This is a genomic window from Microbacterium sp. LTA6, from assembly GCF_045690355.1.
Classification (GTDB): Bacteria; Actinomycetota; Actinomycetes; order Actinomycetales; family Microbacteriaceae; genus Microbacterium.
In genome coordinates this window covers 2,099,001-2,120,720 of sequence record NZ_CP147855.1, presented here as the reverse complement: position 1 = coordinate 2,120,720, position 21,720 = coordinate 2,099,001, and the positions used below count along the sequence as shown (strand labels likewise).

Sequence of the window (21,720 nt, the reverse complement as noted above, 5' to 3'; positions counted from 1 at the left end):
GCGATGGCCGCAGACGTCGCCGATGTCGCCACGCATGCCCCTGGGAATGGAGAAGCCCCCCGACTTCTCGGGGTTTCTCGGGCGGTGACGGTGGGAGGTGATCCCACCGTCACCCCGAATACTCCGTGGGTAGAACTCCCAAGCCGAGCGTCGATAGGTTGGGATTGGAACTGCTCGCCGACGGAAGGCAACAGCGCATGCGCGTCACCCCTCGTATCTGGATCGGCTTGGCGATCTACGTCGGATACGTCCTCGTCATCTTCGTCGTATCGAAACTCAGCGGGGTCGCGTACACCGACATCGGGAAGTCCGCCGAGTTCACCTGGCGCGGAGCGGTGCTCGACCTCGCGGCCGGTGCTGTCCTGCTCGCCATCACCACCTGGCTGTTGGGATGGTGGAAGCCTGCGTTGTTCGAGCGGAAGCGGTCACATCACAAATGGCCGATCTTTGTCCCGGCGATCATGCTCGTCGTCGCCGTGGTGAACCTGTTCAGCACCGACTGGTCCAAGTTCGACGCGTCTTTCCTCCTGTCATTGCTCGCCCTCGGAGTCGCCGTCGGATTCTGCGAAGAGCTGATGACGCGAGGCCTCCTGCTGACAGCGTTCCGCTCGCGCCTCTCCGAGGTCTGGGTCTGGCTGCTCACCTCGCTCCTCTTCGGCGCGATGCACCTCATCAACGCCGCCCTCGGTGCACCATTTTTGAACACTCTCGGACAGGTGGTGCTCGCCGCGATGTCGGGAACCTGTTTCTACATCGTGCGTCGGGTCACCGGCTCCCTCATCTGGGCCATGGCCCTGCACGGCATCTGGGATGTCGCCGCCTTCTCGGTCGGCTTCGCCCCTCTCGGCACCGCCTGGGCGGCCTTCCTGACACCGGTCATCGGCATTCTCGCTGTCGCCGTCGTCCACTGGGTGATCAAGGGCACGGATGAGAAGCCGACCGGAGCGATGCCCGCAACGGCCGCACCGGCATAGAGTCCGAGGATCGGCCCGACGCACGTGCGTGGGGCGTCTACGATTCCGGCGCCCTCAGCCAGGAACCGAACCCCGGATACGGAAAAACCCCCGATTTCTCGGGGGTTTCCATGGCGGTGACGGTGGGATTTGAACCCATAGATCCGAGATCAGCTTCGACGTGAATGCCGGATTTCGGCCGGAATCGCTTGGGTTCGCCTCGGATTCGATCCGGCGGATCAGAGTCGATTCGATTCAGTTGTTCCCACATCGGCATCGATGCTCGGCGCAACTCATCGGCCGGGATGAACGCCGTCGACTCCATGGGTCTCGGTGTGCGTCATACGCCCGCTGCAGTTGCGGGTAGTGGCGCCGTGGGATTAGAACGAGATGCCGGGTGGCAGGTTCGCGACGTTGCCGGGCTCGACCACATAGATGACGGCGGTGTCGGCCTGCACTCGAATCTGGAGACGAGCAGTGAACACGGACCAGCGGCTGATGACGAGTCGTTTCACGGTGGTTCCGTCGAGGCGTTGGCGCTGCCGGTCAGCACCGAACCACCAGCCGGAGTAGCGGATCTTGACCTCGGCGCCGGCTGGACCCTGGAACCAAGCCGTGGTCGTCACGTTCCAGAAGGTTTCCAAGGTCCGCCAGTCTCCTGCGCGGACGAACTTCTCTCTCACTGGCATGGCGCATCCTCTTTCCCTTCTAGGGCGCAGCCGCGACGCTCACGCTGAGCGCGTAGTGCGCGGGCTCGGCATTGCCGCTGGTCGCCTCGAATTCGAACGTCAGATCGGCCGGCGATGTCGAGATCATGTGCTTGGCGATGAAGTCATCCCGGTCGTACCAATGGTCTCCATCGTTCTCGAACAGACTGAGTTCCCGCGAGCCGACGAAGAGGAACTCATCACTGAGGACCTGCGTCTGTCCCTGGGTCATGTTCGGCAGCGCGCGCTTCGTTCCGTTGAAGGTCACATACAGCTCGTCCGCGAACGTCTCCGCCTGCTCCAGACACGTGATCGACCGGAGGCGGAGGATGGCCGAACCAGCCGGCGAGCCCACCCGCACGCTCAGGGCGTAGTGCGCGCCTGCGGCGTTGCCGCTGTTCGTCGCGAAGTCGAGCGTCGAGTCCCCCGGCGACTCGGTGACCGTGTGCTTCGCGATGAAGTCGTCCCGGTCGTACCAGTGGTCTCCATCGTTCTCGAACAGGCTGAGCTGCCGAGACCCGTCGAAGAGGAACTCATCGCCGAGTGTCTTCGTGTCGCCCTTGGTCATGTTGGGCAGGGCCCTCTTCGTGCCGTTGAACGTCACGTACAGCTCATCGCTGAAGGTCTCCGCCTGCCCCAGGCAGGCGATCGATGTGAGTCTCAGAATGGCCATGTCAATCCTCCTCGTCTCCGCAGACCTTGCCGACACCCCAGCCGATGAGACCGCCGATCAGCATGCCTCCCGATCCTCCGGTGAGCAGTCCGCCGATGAGCATGCCGAACAACCCTGCCGCCGGGGCGACCGTGCTGTTCCGCGCGGCGTAGGTGGCACCGACCATCGTCGAGCCCATCGCGCTCGCATCGGGATCGTCCAGTGATTCCCGGAACAGCGTGTCGAGCGTCGCCGTGGCGTCCTCGGAGGACTGCTTCCCCGCGTCGACCTGGAAGACGATGCGGGCCACCTGCTCCAGGCGCTTCACGTCGACGTCGGCGATGAGGCCGTTGGCGCGCATGCGCCGGATGCCGAGACCGATCGCCCTCTGCCGGTTCCCGCCGGCCTCCTCGATGATGCGTCGGGCCTCGTCCTCGATCACGGTCGCCAGATCGCCGGGCGACATGCCCAGCGTCCGGTACGCGCGCAGGAGTTCCACGGACCCGAAACTCTCCACATTCAGGGTGCTCATACGAATCTTCCTTCCATAGATCGATGCGGATGGAAACGGCGCTGACGGCCGCTTCCGATGACATCGATCTCGTCGAGTGCATTCTTCTGAATCTGACGACCCCGTTAGGTCGCCCACTAGGAAGAGCGCGGTCGGCAGCTCGCTGATACATCGCGGTGCGCTCCGCTGATCCTGACGAGTGCCGCATGCTCGACGATGCCTGATGCGCCCGTTGCCGTCGGAGACGGAGATCTCGGTATCTGCCTGCGCCGAACACGAAAGAAACCCCCTCACGAAGAGGGGGTTTCCATGGCGGTGACGGTGGGATTTGAACCCATGAAGACGAGATCAGGCTCGATATGAAAGCCTCGTTTCGCGCGGAACCACTGGGATTCGAGTTCGCGGGCGATCAGGTGGTTCGGAGTCGATTGGATTCAGTTGTTGCCACGACGTTGCCACGAGACTCCACGCCGATTGGTCAGCGCGCGACGCGTGAGTGCGAGCATCAGATCGAGGGCTCTTGCGAGCTTCGTGGTCGTCGTGAATCTAGAAGCCCGGCCGCGACTCCTGCCGGAGACGATGGGACTCCGACCTCTGGTTGCCGCTTATACCTCTAATGTCCGAAAAGGGAATCCACCTTAGCAGGGCCGTCTTGCGCCCATCACAGGCGAAAACATGCACTTCCCACATGCCTGCCGCACACCACACACCACATCAACGGCAGCGCGGGTTCGCGCTGAGTCCGCGCGTTCCTATCCACTTCGGGCCGTTCTGGGACACTGCTGGGGACCGTGGGATCTGAATTCCATGCTGGGATATGTCTGAGCCACACCGCACCCGGCAAGGTTCGTGCCCCTCACATGAATAGTAGGGTTCGTGACCCTACTATCCAATCTCGTTGCCCGTCGACCTGCTGCAGAGTGCTCCGAGGGTTCAGCCCGACAGCTCACAATGACGAGAGTGGGCCTCCCGACAAAGCGGGCACCCACGCTCGTCAGACTATTACCCTGATACCGCCGCGGTCGATCCGCGCATGATCAGGCTGACCGGAAGCATGATCGTCTCCTGCACCTGCTCGGCACCGGAAAGCGCCTCCAGCAGAAGCTGAGCGGCGCGGATGCCCATGCTCGTCGCCGGAACACGAACGGTGCTCAGCGGCGGTGCCAAGTCCTCTGCGAACTGAACGTCGTTGAAGCCGATGAGCGACATGTCACGAGGGCACTCGATCCCGGTCTGCCTCATGGCACGCAGGATTCCGACGGCGATCAGGTCGTTGCTGGCCACGACACCGGTGGCGCCGTGAGATCGGTCGTGGAGAAGAGGCAGCATCGCCGCACGACCCGCCTCGATCGACAGAGCTTGGGCGATCACAACCGTTCCCGTCATATCACCGAAGGAACGCCACGCCGCTTCGAAGGCGTCGGCTCTCGTCGTGCTCGTCGAGAGGTTGCTCGGCCCGGCGATGTGCAGAAGTCGACGGTGCCCGAGATCGTGAAGACTGCGAACAGCCGCCGTGATGCCGCTCGCATCGTTGCCGGCCACGAGCGGATAGGGCACGGGGCCAGCGTCACGGTTCAGGAGCACCACCTTCACTCCCGCCTCGTAGAGATCGGCGATCGGCGACTCGTCGCGCTGGCCTGAGGCGATGATCAATCCGTCGACGCGCCGATCGAGCAACGACGTGAGTGCGCCGCGTTCACCCGCCGCGAAACCGTCTGTATTCGCGATGAGGACGGAGTAACCATGGGGTTGCAGGTGGGCTTCGATTGCGCGAACAAGAGGCGGAAAAAGCGGATTGGTGATGTCTGGGATGACGACACCCACGGTCATCGAACTGTTCGTGCGAAGGCCGCGCGCAAGAGTATTCGGAACATAGCCCAGTTGCTCTGCGGCGCGAACAACGCGCTCAACGGTCCGCGCGTTGACCATCGACCTCGTGCTGGCATTGAGCGCGCGGGAAGCGGTGCCCTTGTGGACTTCCGCGAGCGCGGCCACGTCGGCAATCGTCGGACGTCCGTTACGCACCGTTGCCTCACCCCTGACTACCTCATGCTCTGCAACGAACATGCTATTGGCACACCCTCCATGGACGGCTCTCGCCCGAAGTCGAAACGACTCTACAACCGATTGCTAAACCTCTTGTGCTGATCCTTGCGCGCCCCTAAGCTACCGCAATCGATTGCAGATTCTGTCTGGCCATGACAGGTGCGCCGTCGAAACACAACGGAAAGGACACAGCCATGCCCGACACGACAACCGCGGCGGCCCGGAAGTTGCGCCGATGCACCAGAGCCGGCGCGATGATCACGGCACTTGCGACAGCAGTAGGCCTCACCGCATGCGTACCTACTCTCACGACAGAAGCGACGAGCACCCCCTCCGCGGAGAGCTGCGCACTGGACGTCGAGCCCGGCATCAATGAGGTTCCCCTGGAGTCCGGTGGCGTGTCTCGGCCGTTCCAGCTTTACGTCCCTGCCGACTACGACGGACATACGCCGATCCCCATCGTGATCAACGGTCACGGCAGCACGAGCGACGGGGCGGAACACCTCGCCTACAGCGCCATGATGTCGGTGGCGGACGAGCATGTTTTCGCCATCGCATCTCCGACAGGAGCGGTCGAGTTCACCCGCGGATACATCTGGAACTTCCCCGGATTCCCGCTGTACGGCGGGACGGAGTTGGCAGCCGAGGGCACACCCGATGACGATCTCATGGTGAGAGACCTCATCGAAGAAGTGCAACAGGTCGTCTGCACCGATGCGACACGCATCTATGCAACGGGATTCTCAGCGGGTGGACGTATGGCCTCGCGTCTCGCGTGCACGAATGCAGATCTGATCGCGGCGTTCGGCGCCGTCGGCGGCCTGCGGGCCGGCCCGGAGCCGGACCCGACGGACTGCCACCCCGCGCGTCCCGTCCCCGTGATCGCCTTTCATGGCGATGCGGATCCGATCAACAGGTTCACGGGCGGCACCGGCACTACGACCAACTTCGGCTACGGAGTCGATACCGCCGTCGAGCAGTGGGCGTCCATAAACGGCTGCGAAGGCGAACCGACGATCGAATCGGTGACTCCGACTGTCAAGAGCGCGGCGTATCCGTGCCCAGAGGATGCCGAAGTCATCTTCTACACCGTCGAAGGCGGCGGACACACGTGGCCGGGAGCTGGATTCATTCTGCCCGAAGACCCGTTCGGACCGACTGACATGTCCATCAACGCCAGCGAACTGATGTGGGAGTTCTTCTCCCGCCACCAGTTGCCCGCCTCCTGACACGACGCTCGGGGTGGGGTCGAGAGGCTCGGCCCCACCCCGAGTGCTGTGCTCAGCAATGGTTCGCGACGAAGACCATTCCGCTGAACTGCAGGCTGGTCATTCCTCCTCCAGGCCGTCGCTGACGGCCACGCCCTCGGGGAGGAGATCCAACCCCGAGCCATGCGCGGACGTCAGGATGAGCGAGGCGAAGTCCTGCTCGACATTGCCGTTGCCGACTTCCTGAGCGACGATGTTGCGTGTCACCGAGGCGACGGGCATGACGACGCCCAGTTCGCGCGCAGCCGCCAGACCGAGGTCGAAGTCCTTCTGGAGCAGCTCATGAGTGAACGTGGGCGTGAAGTCCAGATTCACCAGGGCAGGCGTCTTGTACTGAGTGAAGACGGACCCCATGACGGAGTCGTTCAGGAAGGAGAGGAATGCCTCCCTCGTGACACCGGACTTCTCAGCGAGAACCGTGATCTCGGCGAGAGACTGGGTCACGACACCGAGGAACACATTGTGCGCGATCTTCACGGTACGAGCGACTTCCCCCTCGCCGACGTACGTGACGCCGCGTCCCCACGTCTCCAGAAGTGGAAGCGCAACCGAGAAGACGTCGCGTGGGCCGGAGACGGCCACAGTGAGCTTGCCCGTCGAGATGACCTTCGGATTTCCGGAGACAGGTGTGGCCAGGAAGCCCACGCCGCGCGACTCGGCCTTCTCACGGACCATGGCGCTCGCCTGTGATGAGACCGTCGATGCATCGCCGATGATCTTCGGCACCCGGCTCTTGTCGGTGAGCAGACCATCGGGCCCGAGCATGACGTGCTCGAGGTCTGGGGATGCAGAGACCATGCTGAAGACGATGTCCCTGTCGGCCAACTCGACCGGCTTGTCCACGACGGTGGCACCGTACTCTGTCAGCGCCTCGGCCTTCGTACGCGTGCGGTTGTAGACCGCGACGTCGTATCCCGCATCCAGCAGGCGCTTTGCCAGTTGGTACCCCATACGTCCTACGCCGATCCAACCCACAGTCGCCTTAGCGGTCATAACGTGCTCCTTCATTTAACAATCGATTGCTTTTCCTTTGAGGTGCCGCGTACGCGCGCAACGCTGTTGCGCATCAGGCGTCGCTCACGGTGCCTCAAGGCTCTATTCCGCGGCGGCGACCCCACGCAGTTCGGGCGCGATCTGTTCGTACATCCATCGCCAGGGTGCTGCTTCTTCGAAGCGTGCGCACGCCGACATCAGCATTCCGTCCTCGAAACGAGGGGCGATGAGTTGGATGCCGAAGGGGAGGCCGTCGATGAGCCCGCCCGGCAGGGAAGCAGCCGGGTGCCCACTGAAGTTCGTGAGGTAGGTCAGGCACCAGCCGATGAGCGGATTCACCTGTTCACCGTCGACCATCGAGGGACCGACCGTCTCACCGTGCTCACGATTCTCCACCGCCAGAGCACCGACCGTCGGCGACGCGATGAAGTCGACCTGGTCGAAGAGCCCGTCGACGATGTCATGAACACGAGTGCGCATCATCTGGTCCCGCTGGAGGTCGTCGAAGCCGGCACCACCGGCGACGTCCATCCAGTGCAGGACATGATCCGGAAGCTGCGGGATCATGTCGAGTCCGGCCTGCCTGAATCCTTTGACAGCAGCAAGGTTGCCCGTACTGATCATGCGGCACCACAGGTCGCTCAACTCGGTTCGAGAGAACGGCAGTCGGACATCCAGGGGCACGATGATCGCCCCCTGCTGTTCGAACGCATTGAGGCTCGCCTCGACGGCTTCGGAGATGCGGCGATCGACCGCGAAGACTCCGAAGTCCCGCGTGTAACCGATACGTTTCCCGGCGATCGCGCCGTCGAGACTGCCGCTCCAGTCCACGGTCTCCCTCAGCGAGTATGGGTCGAGTCGATCACGACCGCTCAGCGCCTGGAGTGCGAGCGCCGCATCAGCCACGCTGCGGGTGATCGGCCCCTCGTAGACGAACGGCGCCGTACCGCCGAAGGCATTCGGTCGCATGACGATCGGTACGCGCCCGAATGAGGGCTGGAACCCGAATGTGCCGCTCCACGCTGACGGGATCCTGATCGATCCACCGCCGTCCGTGCCGTCGGCGACCGCGAGTACACCCGCCCCGACGAGTGCCGCGCTTCCTCCAGAGGAGCCACCGCTGTTACGCCGCAGGTCGAAAGGATTGCTCGTCGCGCCGAAAATTGCGTTGTCGCATGTCCCGCGGAATCCGAGTGCCGGGCTGTTGGTCGTCCCCACGATGATCGCACCCGCGGCTTCCATCCGGCGCGGAAACGTGGATGAGATGTCCCCGACGAATCCAGTGCGCTGGAGCGCTCCCCCGAAGGTGGACGGCCAACCCGGGTACATGTTGTACAGATCCTTCATCGCCGTCGGAACCCCCGCAAGGATTCCGACGTCCTCGCCGGCTTGGATGCGTCGCTGCAGTCGGCGTGCGGATTCTCGCGCGCCTTCGGGATCGATGTGAGTGAAAGCGTTGAGGTGCGGCTCCGCGTTCTCGATCGCGTTCAGCGCATCGTCCACGATCTCTTCAACGCTCCGATCCCCCGAGGTGACTGCGGCCGCGATCTCAGTGGCCTGCGCTCCGGCGAAAGTGGACATGATGGTTCCCAATCTGGTTGGTTGGCGATCGATTACTTGGGTCGAAGCCGCTGGGACGTCGCGCGCATGTGCATCGCGTCACGTCCGGACCGCTGCGATGGCGCTGACTTCGAAGTTGAGAGCCGCGGGAACGAGGCGCACGATTTCGACAGTGGTCGTCGTCGTGAGGTGGGGCAGTGACGTCTTGGTCACGGCCTCGACGACAGCGTTGTTCTTTTCGATGTCGCGGACGTACTTCGTCATCGACACGATGTCGCTCAGCGTCCCGCCAGCCGCGACCAGGATCCGCTCGAGGTTCCGATATGCCCGGATGACCTCTGCTTCAACAGAATCGGACGGCTCGTCGGACGTCGGAGGTCCGAGCACCCCTGCGACGAAGATGAGCTCGTGGTTGCCGACCACCCGAATCGCTGGCGTGAAGGGGAGGCCAGGGATTCCGTACACCTCCTCCGCCGAGCCGATCGACAGGAGGTGTTCAGCATCGCTGAATGGTTGCATGTGCTCTCCCTTCAGGTGACGAGCGCGAATGCGCCCGCATGGGGATGTGGACCGAGTACCGACTGATACCGTGCCGCGCACGCGGCTCGCACCCCGTGCGCGGCTCGGTTGTCACGTCACGAGGTACTCGCGGTTCTTGCTCGCAAGGTCGCGAGCGATCGTGGACCGGGCGAACTCCTCGTAGTCGTCGAGCCAGCGCTCCAGCAGGGTGCGGACGCCCTCATCGGTGAGGTCGCCTTCCTGAGTAAACTTCTCCCCCGCGTGGTTCACGTAGATCTCGGGGCGACCCATGACCTCGAGGTCGGAGTAGAGCGCGATCTTTCGCAGGTCCATCTGCGCGCGATTGGTGCCGATGGTGCCGATCGATGCGCCGATGATCCCCAGCGGCTTGTGCCGCAACGGGTTGAGCGCCGGAACGGGCAAAGTCTGCCAGTCGAAGAAGTTCTTCAGCACTGCCGGGAGCGAGTAGCAGAACTCCGGCGTTGCGATGATCACACCGTCGGCCGCACCGATCTGGCCGTGAACATGCTTCACGCTGTCCGGCACCTCGCCGAAGTAGTACTCGACGCTGGCGAACGGCAGGTCGGAGAGACCGTCGACCGGCGTGATGACCATGGTTCCGCGCTTCTGCGCGATCTCCTGCAGAGCCCGGATGAGGCCGGCGTTGTACGAGCCGGCGCGCTGACTCCCGCAGACTGCTGCGATCTGAATCTGTCCATCGGAATTGACCACTGTGACCCACCTTCAACTCGAGTAGTGCTGAAATCTCGTCACGCAACCGACCAACTCTGGCGGCATCGTTCTGAGGCGTGCGGCGACTCCAGGTGAAGTCGCCGGCATTGGGACGGATCCATGAATTCGTGCTGGATCCGGTGCTGTCGCACGATGTCACTCGCGGCAGCCACGGGTGTTCCTCCTAGAGGGTCGGCCCGATCGACTGGGTCTCGATGCCGAGAACATCACGCCCCAGGAGTTCGTATCCGACGCGACCGGAGAGCCCTGCATGGCGGCTTCCGACGGCGGTGTTCCGCCAGATCCGCTCCAGCGGGTTCACCTGGGAGAAGGTCGACGTACCGTGCGCGCTCGCCAGTGCGTCCACTGCCTCCCAGCACGCCTGTGCGACGTAGGCGCAGTCCGCTCGGTTCTTGGTCTTCTCGTGATCATTGGCCGGCCTCGATTCAGCGACGATCCGATCCAGATCATCGGCCACGGCTAGCATCCGCAGCCGCGCGGTCTCGATGATCTGGGTCGCCCGCCCCAACTCCACCTGAAAGGCGGCGGACTCCGCCTGTGTCCGGTAGGTCGTGGTCACGATCGGCCGCGAGGCTGCTTTGCCGGTGACCAGTTCGAGCGCATGCTCCGCTTCGCCGACCAGAGTGCTCACGATCGCAATGTTCAGCACAGAATAAATATGGGAGCGGTAGATGCCCTGGTAGACGCTGCTGTCGTAGTCGCGCCAGCGAAGGATTCGGTGCTCCGGGACGAAGACCCCGTCGATCACGGCCGTCGAGCTGGCCGTGGCACGCATCCCGGTGACGAACCACGTGTCGTCCACCGTGATGTCTTCGCGGGGCAGCAACACGAACCCGAGCTCTGCCCCCGGACCGAGACTCCCGTTCAGCGGTGCGGTGACGAAGATCCAGTCTGCGACGGTGACGCCTGACATGTAGGGCCAACGACCTGTGAGCTCGATACCCCCTTCGCGAGCCTCCGCGTGGCCTGACGGAGCGAGCACGCCGGCCCCGCGGACTCCGGCACCACCAGCCCAGATCTCCGCCTTGGCCTGCTCGCTGAACAGTGCGAACACGAATGCCGCCGCATTGTTCACACCCATGAACCAGCCGGCCGCCGCGTCGCCCTGGCCGAGCAGGATCGCAGTCTCAACGACGGTGCGGAATGATGCCTCGCCGCCACCAAACCGGGTCGGAGTCAGCAGAGACGTCAGACCGGCACTGGTGATCGCCTCGACGTCAGCCGGGTCGAGGTGGCGCTCCGTGTCCGCGGCCGCGGCGTGAGAGCGCAGCTGGTCGCACATGCTGTGGGCGTGATCGATCGCTGTATCGCTTGCTCGGGTTTCGGGAGCGCTCGTCATCATCTACACCTTCCTCACCAGCACCGGATGGCACCGGCATCGCTATGTGGCGATCACACTACACAATCGATTGCAATGAAACAAGAGATCGAGAGAGAGGCGTGCGTGGGTTCCAGACCATTGGGAACTGCACGACAGGCGAGTCGTGCTCAGAATTTACTACAACCGATTGCAGTTGAGGCGCCTCCACCTCTAGCATGACACCAGGGCGCCGTGATCTGACCCGCAAACGGTGGCCACGGAAGGAAGCTGACGATGACACGACGAACGATCCTTCGAAACGCCCATGTGCTGGCTCTGGACGACCAGATCGGCGAACGCGGCGGTGATGTGCTGATCGAGGACGGCGTCATCATCGAGATCGCCGAATCGATTCGCGCCGACGCCGCCGATATCGTCGAACTTGGCGGTGCGATCGTGATGCCGGGCCTCGTGGACACGCACATCCACCTGTGGCAGTCCGCGATCCGTGGTATCGCCTCCGGGACGTGGGCACGCGAGTACTTCGGCCTCGTGCATCCGCTGTCGGGCAGGTTCCGCGCATCAGACATGCATGCGTCCACTCTCGGAGGCGCCATCGAGCTCCTGCTGTCCGGGACCACCACGGTCTTCGATTTCTGTCACGCGACCAACTCCCGCGAGCATGCGGAGGCCTCATTGCAGGCGCTCGACGAATCCGGCATCCGCGGTCTCTTCGGGTTCTGTTTTCGTCATCGTCCAGAGGCCGTCGTGGAAGGATTCACGACGCTCCAGGAGCGGTTCGATGTTCTCGCAGAACTCGTCTCAGACTGGAAGAGTCATGATCGGCTGGGCCTGGGCGTCGCCCTCAACAACATCGACCACGTCCCTCCAAGGGTGCATGCCGAGGAGGTCGGCGCGGCACGGTCACTGGGATTGCGCCAGAGCTTGCACTCGAACCTGCCTGGACAGGTCGCGCTGTCAGCGCGGAACGGGCTCCTCGGCGAAGACTTGAGCTGGGTGCACGCTGCCGCCATCGACGACGATGAGATCGCTCTGCTCGCCGAGCACGGCGGTTCCATCGCCTTCACACCTGAAGTGGAGGCGGCGATGATGGGCGTCGCACCTCGCGTTGGCGCCGCACGACGTCGCGGTGTTCCCGTCTCCATCGGAACAGACGTTCCGTCGGGTATCAACGGCAGCCTGTTCGCGCAGCTCCGGATCGCTCGAGCGGTGACCCGGACGATCGACACACAGACCGAACGCGCTCAGAACCGACCTGGCACGCGAACGGCGTCGCATCCGAGCCTCGACACGATGGACTTGCTGCGGATGGCGACGATCGACGGTGCACGCGTGCTCGGGCTCGAGAAGCAGATCGGCACGGTCACGCCAGGAAAGCGCGCTGACCTGCTCGTCATCGACACGGCGCCGTTCGGTCTGGGCGCCGGCACCGCCGCTGATTTCGTCGTGTACCAGGCCACGGCGCGTAATCTCCGCAGCGTCTATGTCGACGGCGAGTTGGTGGTCCACAACGGCACCCACCTCACGTCCGACATGAACGTCGTGCGACGCAGACTGGACGATGCCCGCGATTGGGTGCTCGGCTGGACCGCAGAAAGCGAGTGGCCGGAGATCGACGAGGAGTTGCGCGCCCGGTACGAAGCCGGGCAGGGCAAGGCATCCTGATGCTGATGAGTTCCAGGGGCGGCTGACAAGAGGCGGCTCGTATCGTATACGCATGGACAGCACGCAGGCTCAACCACTCCGGATCGCGCTCGGCGGTCACATCCTGACCCTTGATGATCACTCCTCGCGCGCAACCGCAATGGCATGGTGCGATGGCGCCGTCGTGGCCGTCGGCAGCGATCGTGACGTACTGGCACTGACCGGCGCCGATCCTGCTGATGCGGTGGACTTCGCGGGTCGAACCGTCATCCCCGGCCTCACGGACGCCCACGCTCACCTGGACCGCTACGGTCTCGGTGCAGATCTCCCCGGCTTCGAGGACTGCGTGAGCGTCGCCGATGTGCTCGAAGTGATCGCGCACGCGGTCGAGACCCGGGAGCCGGGCGAGTGGATCGTGACTCGGCCGATCGGGGCGCCGCCGCACTACGAGCGTGCCCGATTGGGTGAGGGTTCTCTCGTCCCGACTCGTGCGCAACTCGACCGGGTCGCCCCCGACAACCCGGTGTACATCCGCCCGATCTGGGGTTACTGGAATGCGGAGCTCGACCTTGTTTCGGCGGCGAACACCGCCGCACTCCGGGCGGCCGGTATCGATCTGCGCACGACGCGGTCGCCCAGCGCCACGGTCGAGCTCCTCCGCGACTCGTCAGGAGAGTTGACGGGCGTCTTCGTCGAGCGCGTCCGAAACCCCATCCTCGAGCACACCCTGCTGGCAGATGCGCCGACGTTCACGACCGCGCAACGAGCCAGGGCGATCAGGGCCGGAGCTGCCGCTTACGCGGGCTATGGCACCACCGCTTTCTTCGAGGGCCACGGGCTGTCGGACGATGTCCTGGACGCCTACCAGCAGGTTGGTGCTGGGGGCTTGCGTGCGTCCCTGATGTGGAGTTCCAACTGGACTCAGGATGATCCGGATGAGGTCGGCGCGCTGCTGGCCGGCCGGCGACGCCAACTGCAGGCGGCCGATTCGCGCCTTGATCTGCAGGGGGTGTTCGTCGAGATCGATGACGGCTCCGGCGATGCCGCGCTGCGCGCTCGGGGACGTTCACACTCCGGCTGGGCCGGCTTTACGACGGGAGCGGCGCTTCCCGAGGAGCAGCTTCTTCGCCTCTTGCACAGGGCGGCTGAGGCAGGCATCCGCGTGTCGGGCCTAGACGCGCGCCTGCTGCCTCTCATCGCCGAAGTCGACGCCGTCACACCTGTCACGCCGCTGGGCTGGGTGCTGTCGCACCACCCCGTTCTGTCTCCGGAACAGATCGATCAGATCGCACACTTGGGGATGATGGTGACCACCATCGCGCCGTACACCCTGATTCGAGGCGGCGACGCACTCCTCCGCGGTGGTTCGGCCCCGGGAAGCATTCTGCCTCTGCCTGCACTGAAAGCTGCCGGAGTGCCGTTCGCGTTCGGTAGCGATAACGTTCCGATCTCGATCTGGGAGTCGATCTACGCGGTAACCGAGCGCCTCACCGAGAGCGGAGCCGCTATTGGACCGGAGAATGCCCTGTCTCGCGAGGAAGCCCTGATCGCAGCCGCGAGGGGCGGGGCCTCGGCCACCGGAGAGCAGGATACTCGCGGGGCACTGGCGACGGGCATGGCGGCGGATTTCGCCGTGCTCGACCACGATCCGCTTACTTGCCCCGCGAGCGCACTCAGAGCGATCCGCGCCTCAGCCATCGTCATCGGAGGGGATGTGGTCCACGGAACGCTGTAGCCATCTCCCGAATGCAATGGGTTGCAGTTTTCCCGGGAGCATGCGTAAATGGACGCCACGGGCAAGTTCGTATACGAACATCGCGACTATGGCCCGGTAACGACCGCTTTTGATAGATGCTCCAACCCACCCGTCAATGGAGGCACCGTGTCCGCTCGTCACCGTTTCCGAACCACCGTCCTTCCTGCTCTTCTGGTGAGCGTTCTCGCGGTCAGCGCCTGCGCAGGCGAGACCGGCGACAGCACCAGCGGCGATTCGGAGAAGCCGATCGCCCGCATCGTCACTGTCGGCACCCCCGGCACCAACGTGGGGTTCCTCTTCGACGACATCCCTATGGCCGTCGAAGCAGCCGGAGGCGGGGCGGAGGACGCTGGCTACTTCCCCTCCACCCAGCCAGCCCTCGAAGCACTCAGCGGCGGTGCGGCAGACTTCGCCACGATCGTGACCTCCGGGGCACTCACCGGACTCACCGGCACCGGCGACTACCTCTTCCTCGGCGTGGCCAAGGCCTCGGCAGGACAGAGCTCGTCGATCGTGGTGCCGGCCGGCAGCGACATCAAGACGGTGGAAGACCTGGCCGGCAAGTCGGTCGCGGTCACCAAGGGCGCGGCCGGCGAGTACATCGTGGACCAGGCGATGCTCAACCACGGCATGCCGGCCGACTCGATCAAGAAGGTCTACCTCGGCCCAGGCGACGCGGCCGGCGCGTTCATCCAGGGTTCGATCGACGCATGGGCGGCCTTCGACATCTTTATCCCTGCGGCCGTCACCAAGATGGGAGCACGTGTGCTGATCACCGGCGATGACGAGTTGACCGGAAAGTTCGACTACCCGGTGCTCGTCGTGACCCGTTTCTTCGCCGAGGCGCACCCCGAGGTCACGGCCGCCGTGCTGAAGGGCTACACCAAAGGCGGTCAGCACGTGATCGAGGATCCCGACGAGTATCTGTCGATCCAGAAGACCGCGAACGACTTCAGCCCGGAGCAGATGGACTACATCTTCGATCGGCTGCTCGTGTACGAAGCCTACGACGCTCAGACGCTCGCCGAGCTTCAGGAGAGCATCGACAGCTGGAACGAGATCGGTACGCTGAGCGAGAAGCTCGCGGCGAAGGACATCGTGTTCGACGTCGCTTCTGTTCCCGCGAGCTGACCGCGGCCCTGTCATGGCGACGCAAAATTCCTCCGCTCTCACCGAACCCCACGCGAGAAACATCGGGCCCGAACCGCGTCACGCACCCAAGCGCACTCAGTGGTGGTCGCGCATGAAGCCGTTGCGCACGGCCGGACCGGTCATCGTCCTGGTGTTGTGGCAGGTCACGACCATGACCGGTCTGGTGCCGCCGACCGTCCTGCCTCCGCCTTCCGAGGTGTTCGTCACGGGGTGGGAACTCTTGCAGACGGGTGAACTCCAGATGCACCTGCTGGTGTCCCTGGAGCGAATCGCCTATGCCGTCCTGCTCGGCGTGAGCATCGGTTTGGTGATGGCACTCCTCTCCGGCATCTGGAAGGTCGGCGACGCGCTGATCGATCCCCTCATGCAGATGATGCGCACCGTGCCGGTCCTCGCGCTGGTTCCGCTGTTCATCCTCTGGTTCGGTATCGGCGAGCCGTCCAAAGTGCTCATGATCGCGCTGGCTGTGGTGTTCCCGGTGTACCTGAACACATACGCCGGCATCCGCGGGGTCGATCGCAAGCTCATGGAGGTGGGGACGATCGTGCGACTCACACCCATCGGACGGATCCGGCACATCGTGCTTCCCGGCGCGCTGCCCGGATTCCTGACTGGTCTGCGGATGTCACTGGGCGTGGCCTGGCTGATCCTTGTCATCAGCGAGCAGGTCAATGCCAACGAGGGCGTCGGGTACCTCATGAACAACGCGCGTTTGTATTTGCGCACAGACGTGATCGTGCTCGGCATCCTGATCTACGCGGCTGCGGGCTATCTGTCCGACCTGCTCGTGAGGCTCATCGAGAAGCGCACACTGGCCTGGCGTCAGGGATTGGAGACGGTATGAGTGCGAAGGCACCCGAGAAGGCAGATGTTGGCCTCGGTGCCCTTGTCGTGTCGCTGCGCGACGTGTCGCGCTCGTTTGGGGATACGAAGGTGCTCTCGGATATCGACCTCGACATCGAGAGTGGACAATTCGTCGCGCTGCTCGGGCGGTCGGGAACCGGCAAGAGTACGCTCCTGCGGATCGTGACGGGACTCGACACCGGTGCGACTGGCCGGATCGCCGTCACCGACCGCCTCTCCGTCGGCTTCCAGGAACCTCGACTGCTGCCGTGGAAGAAGGTATGGCGCAACGTCGCACTCGGGCTTCCCGGTTCCGACCTGAAGCGGCGGGCCCAGCGCACCTTGCAGGAGGTCGGGCTCGAGCACCGCGCGGATGCCTGGCCGCTCACGCTCTCAGGCGGGGAGGCCCAGCGGGCCTCTCTCGCGAGGGCGCTCATCCGCGAGCCTCAGCTGATGGTCCTTGATGAGCCGTTCGGTGCGCTGGACGCTTTGACGAAGATCAAGATGCACGCGCTGCTGCTCGAGTTGTTCCGCGCCCACCGGCCCGGAGTCCTGCTTGTGACCCACGACGTGGAGGAGGCGATCCTGCTCGCCGATCGAGTGTTGGTCATGGAGGGCGGGAAGTTCGTTTCGGACACCCAGATCGATCTGCCGCATCCCCGCACCAAGGCGGGCGGGTCTTTCGTGAAGTTGAGAACGAAACTGCTGGCTGACCTCGGCGTCACTGACGTCGCCTGACGTCGCTGGAGTGCGCTCGGTTGGGCACGGTGCTACCCGTCTCATGCCGCGGTCTGACCGACCCGTGCCGTTTCCGTCGACGGCGCCCGTCGTCCGTCGGCCGTCGGCCGTCGGCGCGTCGTAGGACAACCAGTATCAGCAGCATGAGCACGACGACGATCGCGGCATCGATTCCGATGCCGACCCGAAGTGCGAAGAGGCTGGTGAGGCCGCCGGCTGCGATCGTGATGGCGGAGACGATGGGCGTTCCGAGGGTCATGCTGACTTGCTGGGTCATGGTGACGAGACCAGTGGCGAGTCCGTGCTGTTCCGCGTCGATCCCCAAGGTGGCGGCGACGAGGAACGTGACGACGGCGACCATGTGCCCCCCGGCGGCGATGGATCCGAGGATGGAGTAGAGGACTGTCGAGAAGGCGCCGCCGTCCACGACGACCAGCACTGCGACGACTTGCCACGCCGTTGCCAATTCCTTCTCATCATCGCACGCTCGCACACCGCGCGAGCGTGCAATGCACGAGCGAATCCGATGATCACCGTCGCCGCACTCTAGGAGCCGCATCCAATCTCGCTCGAGCTTCCTCGCGGCGGACGGGACGGCATCTCAACGCGTCGCTCTTCGCGGGCAATGTGCGGTTCGACTATTCGCCAGAGCAGACCACATCGACGAGGTTCCGCTCCACCCATTCGCGCAGAGTCGTGGTCGAGATGCCGTGGCGCGAGTTGAACGTGCCTTCCTTCTCCCAGGCCACGCCGCGTCCCTGCGCGAACGCTGCGCGGTACTTCCTGGTCATGTTGTCTGGGTCGGCGGCGAGTTCAGCCATGAGGAGGGGCTCCGACCATACGCGTAGCTCAAACGAGCGCCCCAGAACCTGTTCCAGCGTTTCCGCCAGCTGGCCGTAAGTGATGGTATCGCCGGCGACGTAGACGATCTCGTTCCGGATCCGCGGCTCGGCGAACAGGATCGCCGCGGTGAGCGCACCGATGTCTTCCGGGGTCGTAACGGTGACGGCGGTGTCCGGGGTGCCAAGTGCGTTCACGGTGTCATTCGGCAGGTCGACCATCCCCGACCCGGGCTCGAAGAGGTAATTCATGAACATGCCTGTGGATATGATCACCCACTCGGTGTCGTCCTGTGATCGGAGGAGGTCTCGCACGTCGAGCTGTGAGTCGAAGATGTCCTGAGGGCTCCCGCGCCCGATCACATCGAAGTCGACTCCGAACTGCCACGGGAAGTACCGTGGGAGCTTCGCCTGCAGCGCCGCCTGCGCAACCTTCATTGGGGTGTCAAGACCGGCGGTGATCCCGGTACAGCCGATGACAGTGTCGTAGTCCGAAAAGATCGCCGCGAGGTCGTCGATGGTGCTCTCCACCAGGTCGCCGGCGACGATCCCGATGCCAAGGGCGCGGATCTCCGCAACGTCGCGCTGCTTCGCCGGAACCGTTGAATCGATCGTGTAGGCGCGCAGCAGCACATCCACGGAGGCTCCCGGCATGTCCGCCACCCGGCGCGCGACGTTGCGCAGCACGGGCATTCCGAGTTCGCCCGCCCCAATGACGAGGATCCTCCGCGACGAGCCGTCCCAGCTGCGCACTGACATGTGTTCTTCCTTTCCTGCGGCATCTCGAGGATCGCGATGCCGTTCACAAAGCGTAAATTTTGACATCAGTGTCAAGGTCAAATCGATCACCCCCGACAGAAGGATGCACCTGATGAGGATCAGCGAGGCTGCGGCGGAGATCGGCGCGCCGGCGCGGATGCTGCGTTACTACGAGCAACAGGGACTCATCGAGGCATCACGCTCGGGAAACGGGTACCGCGACTACTTCGAAGAGCAGGTGGAACACGCCCGCCACGTCCGTGCCCTCGTCGAAGCGGGGCTCTCCACTCGCATGATCAAGATAGTGCTGGACATTGAGTCCCCCGCAGCCGACCGGCCGTCGACGGCGGAGAATCGCGCCTCCGCCGTAGAGCTGGCGAGAGAGCTGCGTGTGGTGGAGAACCGCATCCTCTGCCTACAGAAGAGCCGCGAGGCCGTCATCGGCTATCTCCAGAACTCCGCCCACGCAGATCTGCTCACGGCCAGCCCCCATTTATCGGGCGCGGACGCGGGAGAGCGGGACGAAGCGCCGACCGACACGCTCCGCCCGCATTCGCGCTGATTAGGAACGGATGGCGAAGCCACCGGTCCAGGGCACCTCTTCGCGCACCGCGAGGACGAGCTGCAGGAATCCGAGCGCCTCGAGTTCCCGCGCCCGCTTCAGCGACCCCGCGTCGGTCACGGAGACGCCGCTGGCCGAGATGATCTCGGTCAGCTGCGCTTTGGCCTGGTCGTCGTCACTCGCCACGATCACGGTCGTGGGGACTCCGCCCACCTCGCGCGACCCGAGGGTGGCGGCGAAATTGGTGTTAAAGGCCTTCACGACCTTCGCGTCGGGAACCGCTCGCTGGAACTCAGCAGCAGCGGAGGAGTCGGCGGGCACTGTGAGTGCGTCGAACGTGTCGAAATCGACCGGATTGGTGACATCGACGACGATCTTGCCCTGCAGCTGCTCGGCGTACGTCTCAATAACGTCTGCGACCGCAGGGTAAGGAATTGCGAGCACGACGATCTCACCCGTCAGCGCCTCCCCGAAGGCGGCCGCCGTGCCTCCGACCTGCTCTGCCAGGGCGGCAGCTTTCGCCGAGTCCCTCGCGACAGCCTGCACCGACGCGCCGCCCTTCGCGAGGATACCGGCGATCGCCGAGCCCATGTTCCCTGTTCCGATGATGGAGATGCTTGCCACGTTTCCGTCCTCCTGCTCAATTAGGTTGCAACTACAACTACTTCTCACAACCTACTCTCGGCCTGATCTGTTCCCCCTAGAGTTGGTGCGATATGTCCTACAAAGTCCCTCGGATGACCGATGAGCAATCTCGCGCCTGGTTGGCGCTCGTCTGGACGGCGGAGCTGCTCCCGGCAGCGCTCGACGCGCAACTGCAGGCGGACTCCGGTCTGACACACTTCGAGTTCATAGTCATCGGCACACTGCAGCAGGCGAAGAACAGCACTCTGCGCACGAAGGACCTCGCCTCCGCCACGAACTCGACGCTGCCTCGCCTGTCGAGGGTCGTCGGTAAACTCGCAGTTCGCGACCTGGTGGAACGCATCGGAGCAGATGACGATGCCCGCGTCGTGAATGTCAGGCTCACCGCGGCAGGGCGACGTGAACTCATCCGCGCGGTACCTGATCACATCGCGCTCGCCAAGTCGGTCGTCATCGACCATCTGTCCGTCGACGATCTCCGAGCTTTGACCCGCATTCTGGCGCCGCTCGTCGAGCGACTCGATCCGCTCCACCGCGTCGGGTTCGCTGCGGCCGAGAGATCCTCCTCCCGCTGAGCGGGATTCCTGTCCGACGGCCGTCAGTCCTGTCGGCGCGTGATCTCCGCCATCGCCGACCAGTCGAGCCTGGCGAGCTCTTCATCCTGGAGCGTCTGCTCGAAGATGTCAGTGAGAACCGACGCAGTCGGCAGGGCTGCACGGAACTCCTGCGCAGCCGACCGTGCCAGATTGAGATCCTTGAGTCCCAGCTCCGCCGAGAATCCGACGGGCAGATACCCGCGTTCGGCGATCATCTTGCCGTATCCGGTGTATGCGCTCCCGGTGTAGGCGGCGTCGGTCAGGATCTCGACGAAGACCGAACCGTCGACACCTCCCCGCTCGATCAGGTTGACCGACTCGGCCAGCGCCTGCAGCGTGTGGATGAGGTTGTAGTTGACCCCGATCTTGACGAGGTTCGCACGCTCCGGTTGGTCGCCGAGGCGCCAGGTGCGCTTTCCGAGAACCGTCAGGAACTCTTCGGCACGGTCCAGAGCGGCCTCAGGTCCGGCGGCGACGATGTTCAGACCACCGCTTGCTGCCAGGTGAGGGCGGCCCAGCACCGGAGCGGCGACATAGTCGACACCAGCCTCGCGATGACGCGCGACCAGATCCCGCACGGTATCGAGACTCAGCGTCGACATGTTGACGTGCACCGAGCCGGCCGCACTGCGGAGTGTCTCGTCGGAGAAGACCGCGTTTGCGGCCGCGTCGTTCGCGAGCATCGAGACCGCGACTCCGGCGCGAAGCGCCTCGGCGGGTGTCGCCACCGGTCGGGCTCCGGCCGCAACGAGCGGCTCCAGCGGCGCGCGCGATCGGTTCCAGACGAGCACCTCGTGCCCCGCATCGATGAGACGGCGAGCCATGCCTGCGCCCATGGTGCCAAGGCCGAGGAAACCAACTGTTGTCACGAGAAACTCCGTTCGATAGTCCTGGAAAAGAGGA

Annotated in this window: 22 protein-coding genes; 9 read left to right on the top strand and 13 right to left on the bottom strand. The window is 64.2% G+C overall.

Annotated elements, in window-relative coordinates; translation table 11 throughout:
* The first annotated feature begins 197 nt into the window (after positions 1–197).
* Positions 198–974 carry a CPBP family intramembrane glutamic endopeptidase gene (locus LTA6_RS09875; protein WP_341977979.1) on the top strand — a complete coding sequence of 259 codons (777 nt, stop codon included), beginning with the start codon at positions 198–200 and terminating at the stop codon, positions 972–974.
* A gap of 359 nt (positions 975–1,333) precedes the next feature.
* Here LTA6_RS09875 and LTA6_RS09870 read toward each other — a convergent pair whose 3' ends face one another.
* From LTA6_RS09870 to LTA6_RS09855, 4 genes are all read right to left on the bottom strand, one after another.
* Positions 1,334–1,642: a hypothetical protein gene (locus tag LTA6_RS09870; RefSeq protein WP_341977977.1), complete on the bottom strand. Its 309-nt coding sequence runs from the start codon at positions 1,640–1,642 to the stop codon at positions 1,334–1,336.
* A 19-nt stretch (positions 1,643–1,661) separates the two neighbouring features.
* Positions 1,662–2,333: a hypothetical protein gene (locus LTA6_RS09865; RefSeq protein WP_341977975.1), complete on the bottom strand. Its 672-nt coding sequence runs from the start codon at positions 2,331–2,333 to the stop codon at positions 1,662–1,664.
* 1 nt (position 2,334) lies between these two features.
* Positions 2,335–2,844, bottom strand: coding sequence for a hypothetical protein (locus LTA6_RS09860; RefSeq protein ID WP_341977974.1), 510 nt, complete (start codon positions 2,842–2,844; stop codon positions 2,335–2,337).
* A gap of 981 nt (positions 2,845–3,825) precedes the next feature.
* On the bottom strand, positions 3,826–4,818 hold the full coding sequence (locus LTA6_RS09855; protein WP_341977972.1) for a LacI family DNA-binding transcriptional regulator: 993 nt from the start codon (positions 4,816–4,818) through the stop codon (positions 3,826–3,828).
* A gap of 245 nt (positions 4,819–5,063) precedes the next feature.
* Between LTA6_RS09855 and LTA6_RS09850 the strand changes: the two genes are divergently transcribed.
* Positions 5,064–6,098: a PHB depolymerase family esterase gene (locus LTA6_RS09850; RefSeq protein WP_341977970.1), complete on the top strand. Its 1,035-nt coding sequence runs from the start codon at positions 5,064–5,066 to the stop codon at positions 6,096–6,098.
* Between the two features lie 99 nt (positions 6,099–6,197).
* On the opposite strand, the gene LTA6_RS09845 is transcribed toward LTA6_RS09850, so the two are convergent.
* The 5 genes from LTA6_RS09845 to LTA6_RS09825 form a co-directional block, all read right to left on the bottom strand.
* Positions 6,198–7,130 carry an NAD(P)-dependent oxidoreductase gene (locus LTA6_RS09845; protein WP_341977968.1) on the bottom strand — a complete coding sequence of 311 codons (933 nt, stop codon included), beginning with the start codon at positions 7,128–7,130 and terminating at the stop codon, positions 6,198–6,200.
* A 102-nt stretch (positions 7,131–7,232) separates the two neighbouring features.
* The gene (locus LTA6_RS09840; protein ID WP_341977966.1) at positions 7,233–8,711 is read right to left on the bottom strand and encodes an amidase; all 1,479 of its coding nucleotides are present in this window, start codon (positions 8,709–8,711) and stop codon (positions 7,233–7,235) included.
* A gap of 78 nt (positions 8,712–8,789) precedes the next feature.
* A complete protein-coding gene (locus tag LTA6_RS09835; protein ID WP_341977964.1) occupies positions 8,790–9,209 on the bottom strand; it encodes a RidA family protein in 420 nt (139 codons plus the stop codon).
* 111 nt (positions 9,210–9,320) lie between these two features.
* On the bottom strand, positions 9,321–9,941 hold the full coding sequence (locus LTA6_RS09830) for an NADPH-dependent FMN reductase (protein ID WP_341977962.1): 621 nt from the start codon (positions 9,939–9,941) through the stop codon (positions 9,321–9,323).
* A gap of 184 nt (positions 9,942–10,125) precedes the next feature.
* Positions 10,126–11,301, bottom strand: a complete 1,176-nt coding sequence (locus LTA6_RS09825) for a hypothetical protein (protein ID WP_363548771.1) — start codon at positions 11,299–11,301, stop codon at positions 10,126–10,128.
* 255 nt (positions 11,302–11,556) lie between these two features.
* Between LTA6_RS09825 and LTA6_RS09820 the strand changes: the two genes are divergently transcribed.
* The 5 genes from LTA6_RS09820 to LTA6_RS09800 all read left to right on the top strand — a co-directional run bounded on the left by LTA6_RS09820 (position 11,557) and on the right by LTA6_RS09800 (position 17,416).
* Positions 11,557–12,948, top strand: a complete 1,392-nt coding sequence (locus tag LTA6_RS09820; protein WP_341977958.1) for an amidohydrolase family protein — start codon at positions 11,557–11,559, stop codon at positions 12,946–12,948.
* A 52-nt stretch (positions 12,949–13,000) separates the two neighbouring features.
* Complete coding sequence (locus LTA6_RS09815; RefSeq protein ID WP_341977956.1) at positions 13,001–14,662, top strand: amidohydrolase family protein; 1,662 nt, start codon at positions 13,001–13,003, stop codon at positions 14,660–14,662.
* A 147-nt stretch (positions 14,663–14,809) separates the two neighbouring features.
* Complete coding sequence (locus LTA6_RS09810) at positions 14,810–15,814, top strand: ABC transporter substrate-binding protein (protein ID WP_341977955.1); 1,005 nt, start codon at positions 14,810–14,812, stop codon at positions 15,812–15,814.
* 112 nt (positions 15,815–15,926) lie between these two features.
* Positions 15,927–16,679, top strand: coding sequence for an ABC transporter permease (locus tag LTA6_RS09805; RefSeq protein WP_341977953.1), 753 nt, complete (start codon positions 15,927–15,929; stop codon positions 16,677–16,679).
* Positions 16,676–17,416 carry an ABC transporter ATP-binding protein gene (locus tag LTA6_RS09800; protein ID WP_341977951.1) on the top strand — a complete coding sequence of 247 codons (741 nt, stop codon included), beginning with the start codon at positions 16,676–16,678 and terminating at the stop codon, positions 17,414–17,416. Before LTA6_RS09805 ends, LTA6_RS09800 begins: the two co-directional genes overlap by 4 nt.
* Here LTA6_RS09800 and LTA6_RS09795 read toward each other — a convergent pair.
* Together LTA6_RS09795 and LTA6_RS09790 are read right to left on the bottom strand one after the other, a co-directional pair.
* Complete coding sequence (locus tag LTA6_RS09795; RefSeq protein WP_407357736.1) at positions 17,400–17,882, bottom strand: hypothetical protein; 483 nt, start codon at positions 17,880–17,882, stop codon at positions 17,400–17,402. The genes LTA6_RS09800 and LTA6_RS09795 overlap by 17 nt on opposite strands.
* Positions 17,883–18,054: 172 nt before the next feature.
* Positions 18,055–19,014, bottom strand: a complete 960-nt coding sequence (locus tag LTA6_RS09790) for an aromatic alcohol reductase (protein WP_363548774.1) — start codon at positions 19,012–19,014, stop codon at positions 18,055–18,057.
* A 112-nt stretch (positions 19,015–19,126) separates the two neighbouring features.
* On the opposite strand from LTA6_RS09790, the gene LTA6_RS09785 reads away from it, so the two are divergent.
* Positions 19,127–19,576, top strand: a complete 450-nt coding sequence (locus tag LTA6_RS09785; protein WP_341977945.1) for a MerR family transcriptional regulator — start codon at positions 19,127–19,129, stop codon at positions 19,574–19,576.
* Here LTA6_RS09785 and LTA6_RS09780 read toward each other — a convergent pair whose 3' ends face one another.
* Positions 19,577–20,200, bottom strand: coding sequence for an NADPH-dependent F420 reductase (locus tag LTA6_RS09780; RefSeq protein WP_341977943.1), 624 nt, complete (start codon positions 20,198–20,200; stop codon positions 19,577–19,579). It lies immediately after the preceding gene.
* A 113-nt stretch (positions 20,201–20,313) separates the two neighbouring features.
* Here LTA6_RS09780 and LTA6_RS09775 point away from each other — a divergent pair, with 113 nt between their 5' ends.
* Positions 20,314–20,796, top strand: coding sequence for a MarR family winged helix-turn-helix transcriptional regulator (locus LTA6_RS09775; RefSeq protein ID WP_341977941.1), 483 nt, complete (start codon positions 20,314–20,316; stop codon positions 20,794–20,796).
* A gap of 23 nt (positions 20,797–20,819) precedes the next feature.
* Here the strand turns inward: LTA6_RS09775 and LTA6_RS09770 are convergent, their stop codons facing one another.
* Positions 20,820–21,686, bottom strand: coding sequence for an NAD(P)-dependent oxidoreductase (locus LTA6_RS09770; RefSeq protein ID WP_341977939.1), 867 nt, complete (start codon positions 21,684–21,686; stop codon positions 20,820–20,822).
* Positions 21,687–21,720: the final 34 nt, after the last annotated feature.

Coding starts and splice junctions, on each gene's coding strand:
- LTA6_RS09785 (WP_341977945.1), top strand. CDS start 19,127: ATGAGGATCAGCGAGGCTGCGGCGGAGATCGGCGCGCCGGCGCGGATG.
- LTA6_RS09860 (WP_341977974.1), bottom strand. CDS start 2,844: ATGAGCACCCTGAATGTGGAGAGTTTCGGGTCCGTGGAACTCCTGCGC.
- LTA6_RS09775 (WP_341977941.1), top strand. CDS start 20,314: ATGACCGATGAGCAATCTCGCGCCTGGTTGGCGCTCGTCTGGACGGCG.
- LTA6_RS09840 (WP_341977966.1), bottom strand. CDS start 8,711: ATGTCCACTTTCGCCGGAGCGCAGGCCACTGAGATCGCGGCCGCAGTC.
- LTA6_RS09835 (WP_341977964.1), bottom strand. CDS start 9,209: ATGCAACCATTCAGCGATGCTGAACACCTCCTGTCGATCGGCTCGGCG.
- LTA6_RS09790 (WP_363548774.1), bottom strand. CDS start 19,014: ATGTCAGTGCGCAGCTGGGACGGCTCGTCGCGGAGGATCCTCGTCATT.
- LTA6_RS09870 (WP_341977977.1), bottom strand. CDS start 1,642: ATGCCAGTGAGAGAGAAGTTCGTCCGCGCAGGAGACTGGCGGACCTTG.
- LTA6_RS09800 (WP_341977951.1), top strand. CDS start 16,676: ATGAGTGCGAAGGCACCCGAGAAGGCAGATGTTGGCCTCGGTGCCCTT.
- LTA6_RS09815 (WP_341977956.1), top strand. CDS start 13,001: ATGGACAGCACGCAGGCTCAACCACTCCGGATCGCGCTCGGCGGTCAC.
- LTA6_RS09805 (WP_341977953.1), top strand. CDS start 15,927: ATGAAGCCGTTGCGCACGGCCGGACCGGTCATCGTCCTGGTGTTGTGG.
- LTA6_RS09865 (WP_341977975.1), bottom strand. CDS start 2,333: ATGGCCATTCTGAGACTCACATCGATCGCCTGCCTGGGGCAGGCGGAG.
- LTA6_RS09820 (WP_341977958.1), top strand. CDS start 11,557: ATGACACGACGAACGATCCTTCGAAACGCCCATGTGCTGGCTCTGGAC.
- LTA6_RS09875 (WP_341977979.1), top strand. CDS start 198: ATGCGCGTCACCCCTCGTATCTGGATCGGCTTGGCGATCTACGTCGGA.
- LTA6_RS09825 (WP_363548771.1), bottom strand. CDS start 11,301: ATGACGAGCGCTCCCGAAACCCGAGCAAGCGATACAGCGATCGATCAC.
- LTA6_RS09845 (WP_341977968.1), bottom strand. CDS start 7,130: ATGACCGCTAAGGCGACTGTGGGTTGGATCGGCGTAGGACGTATGGGG.
- LTA6_RS09850 (WP_341977970.1), top strand. CDS start 5,064: ATGCCCGACACGACAACCGCGGCGGCCCGGAAGTTGCGCCGATGCACC.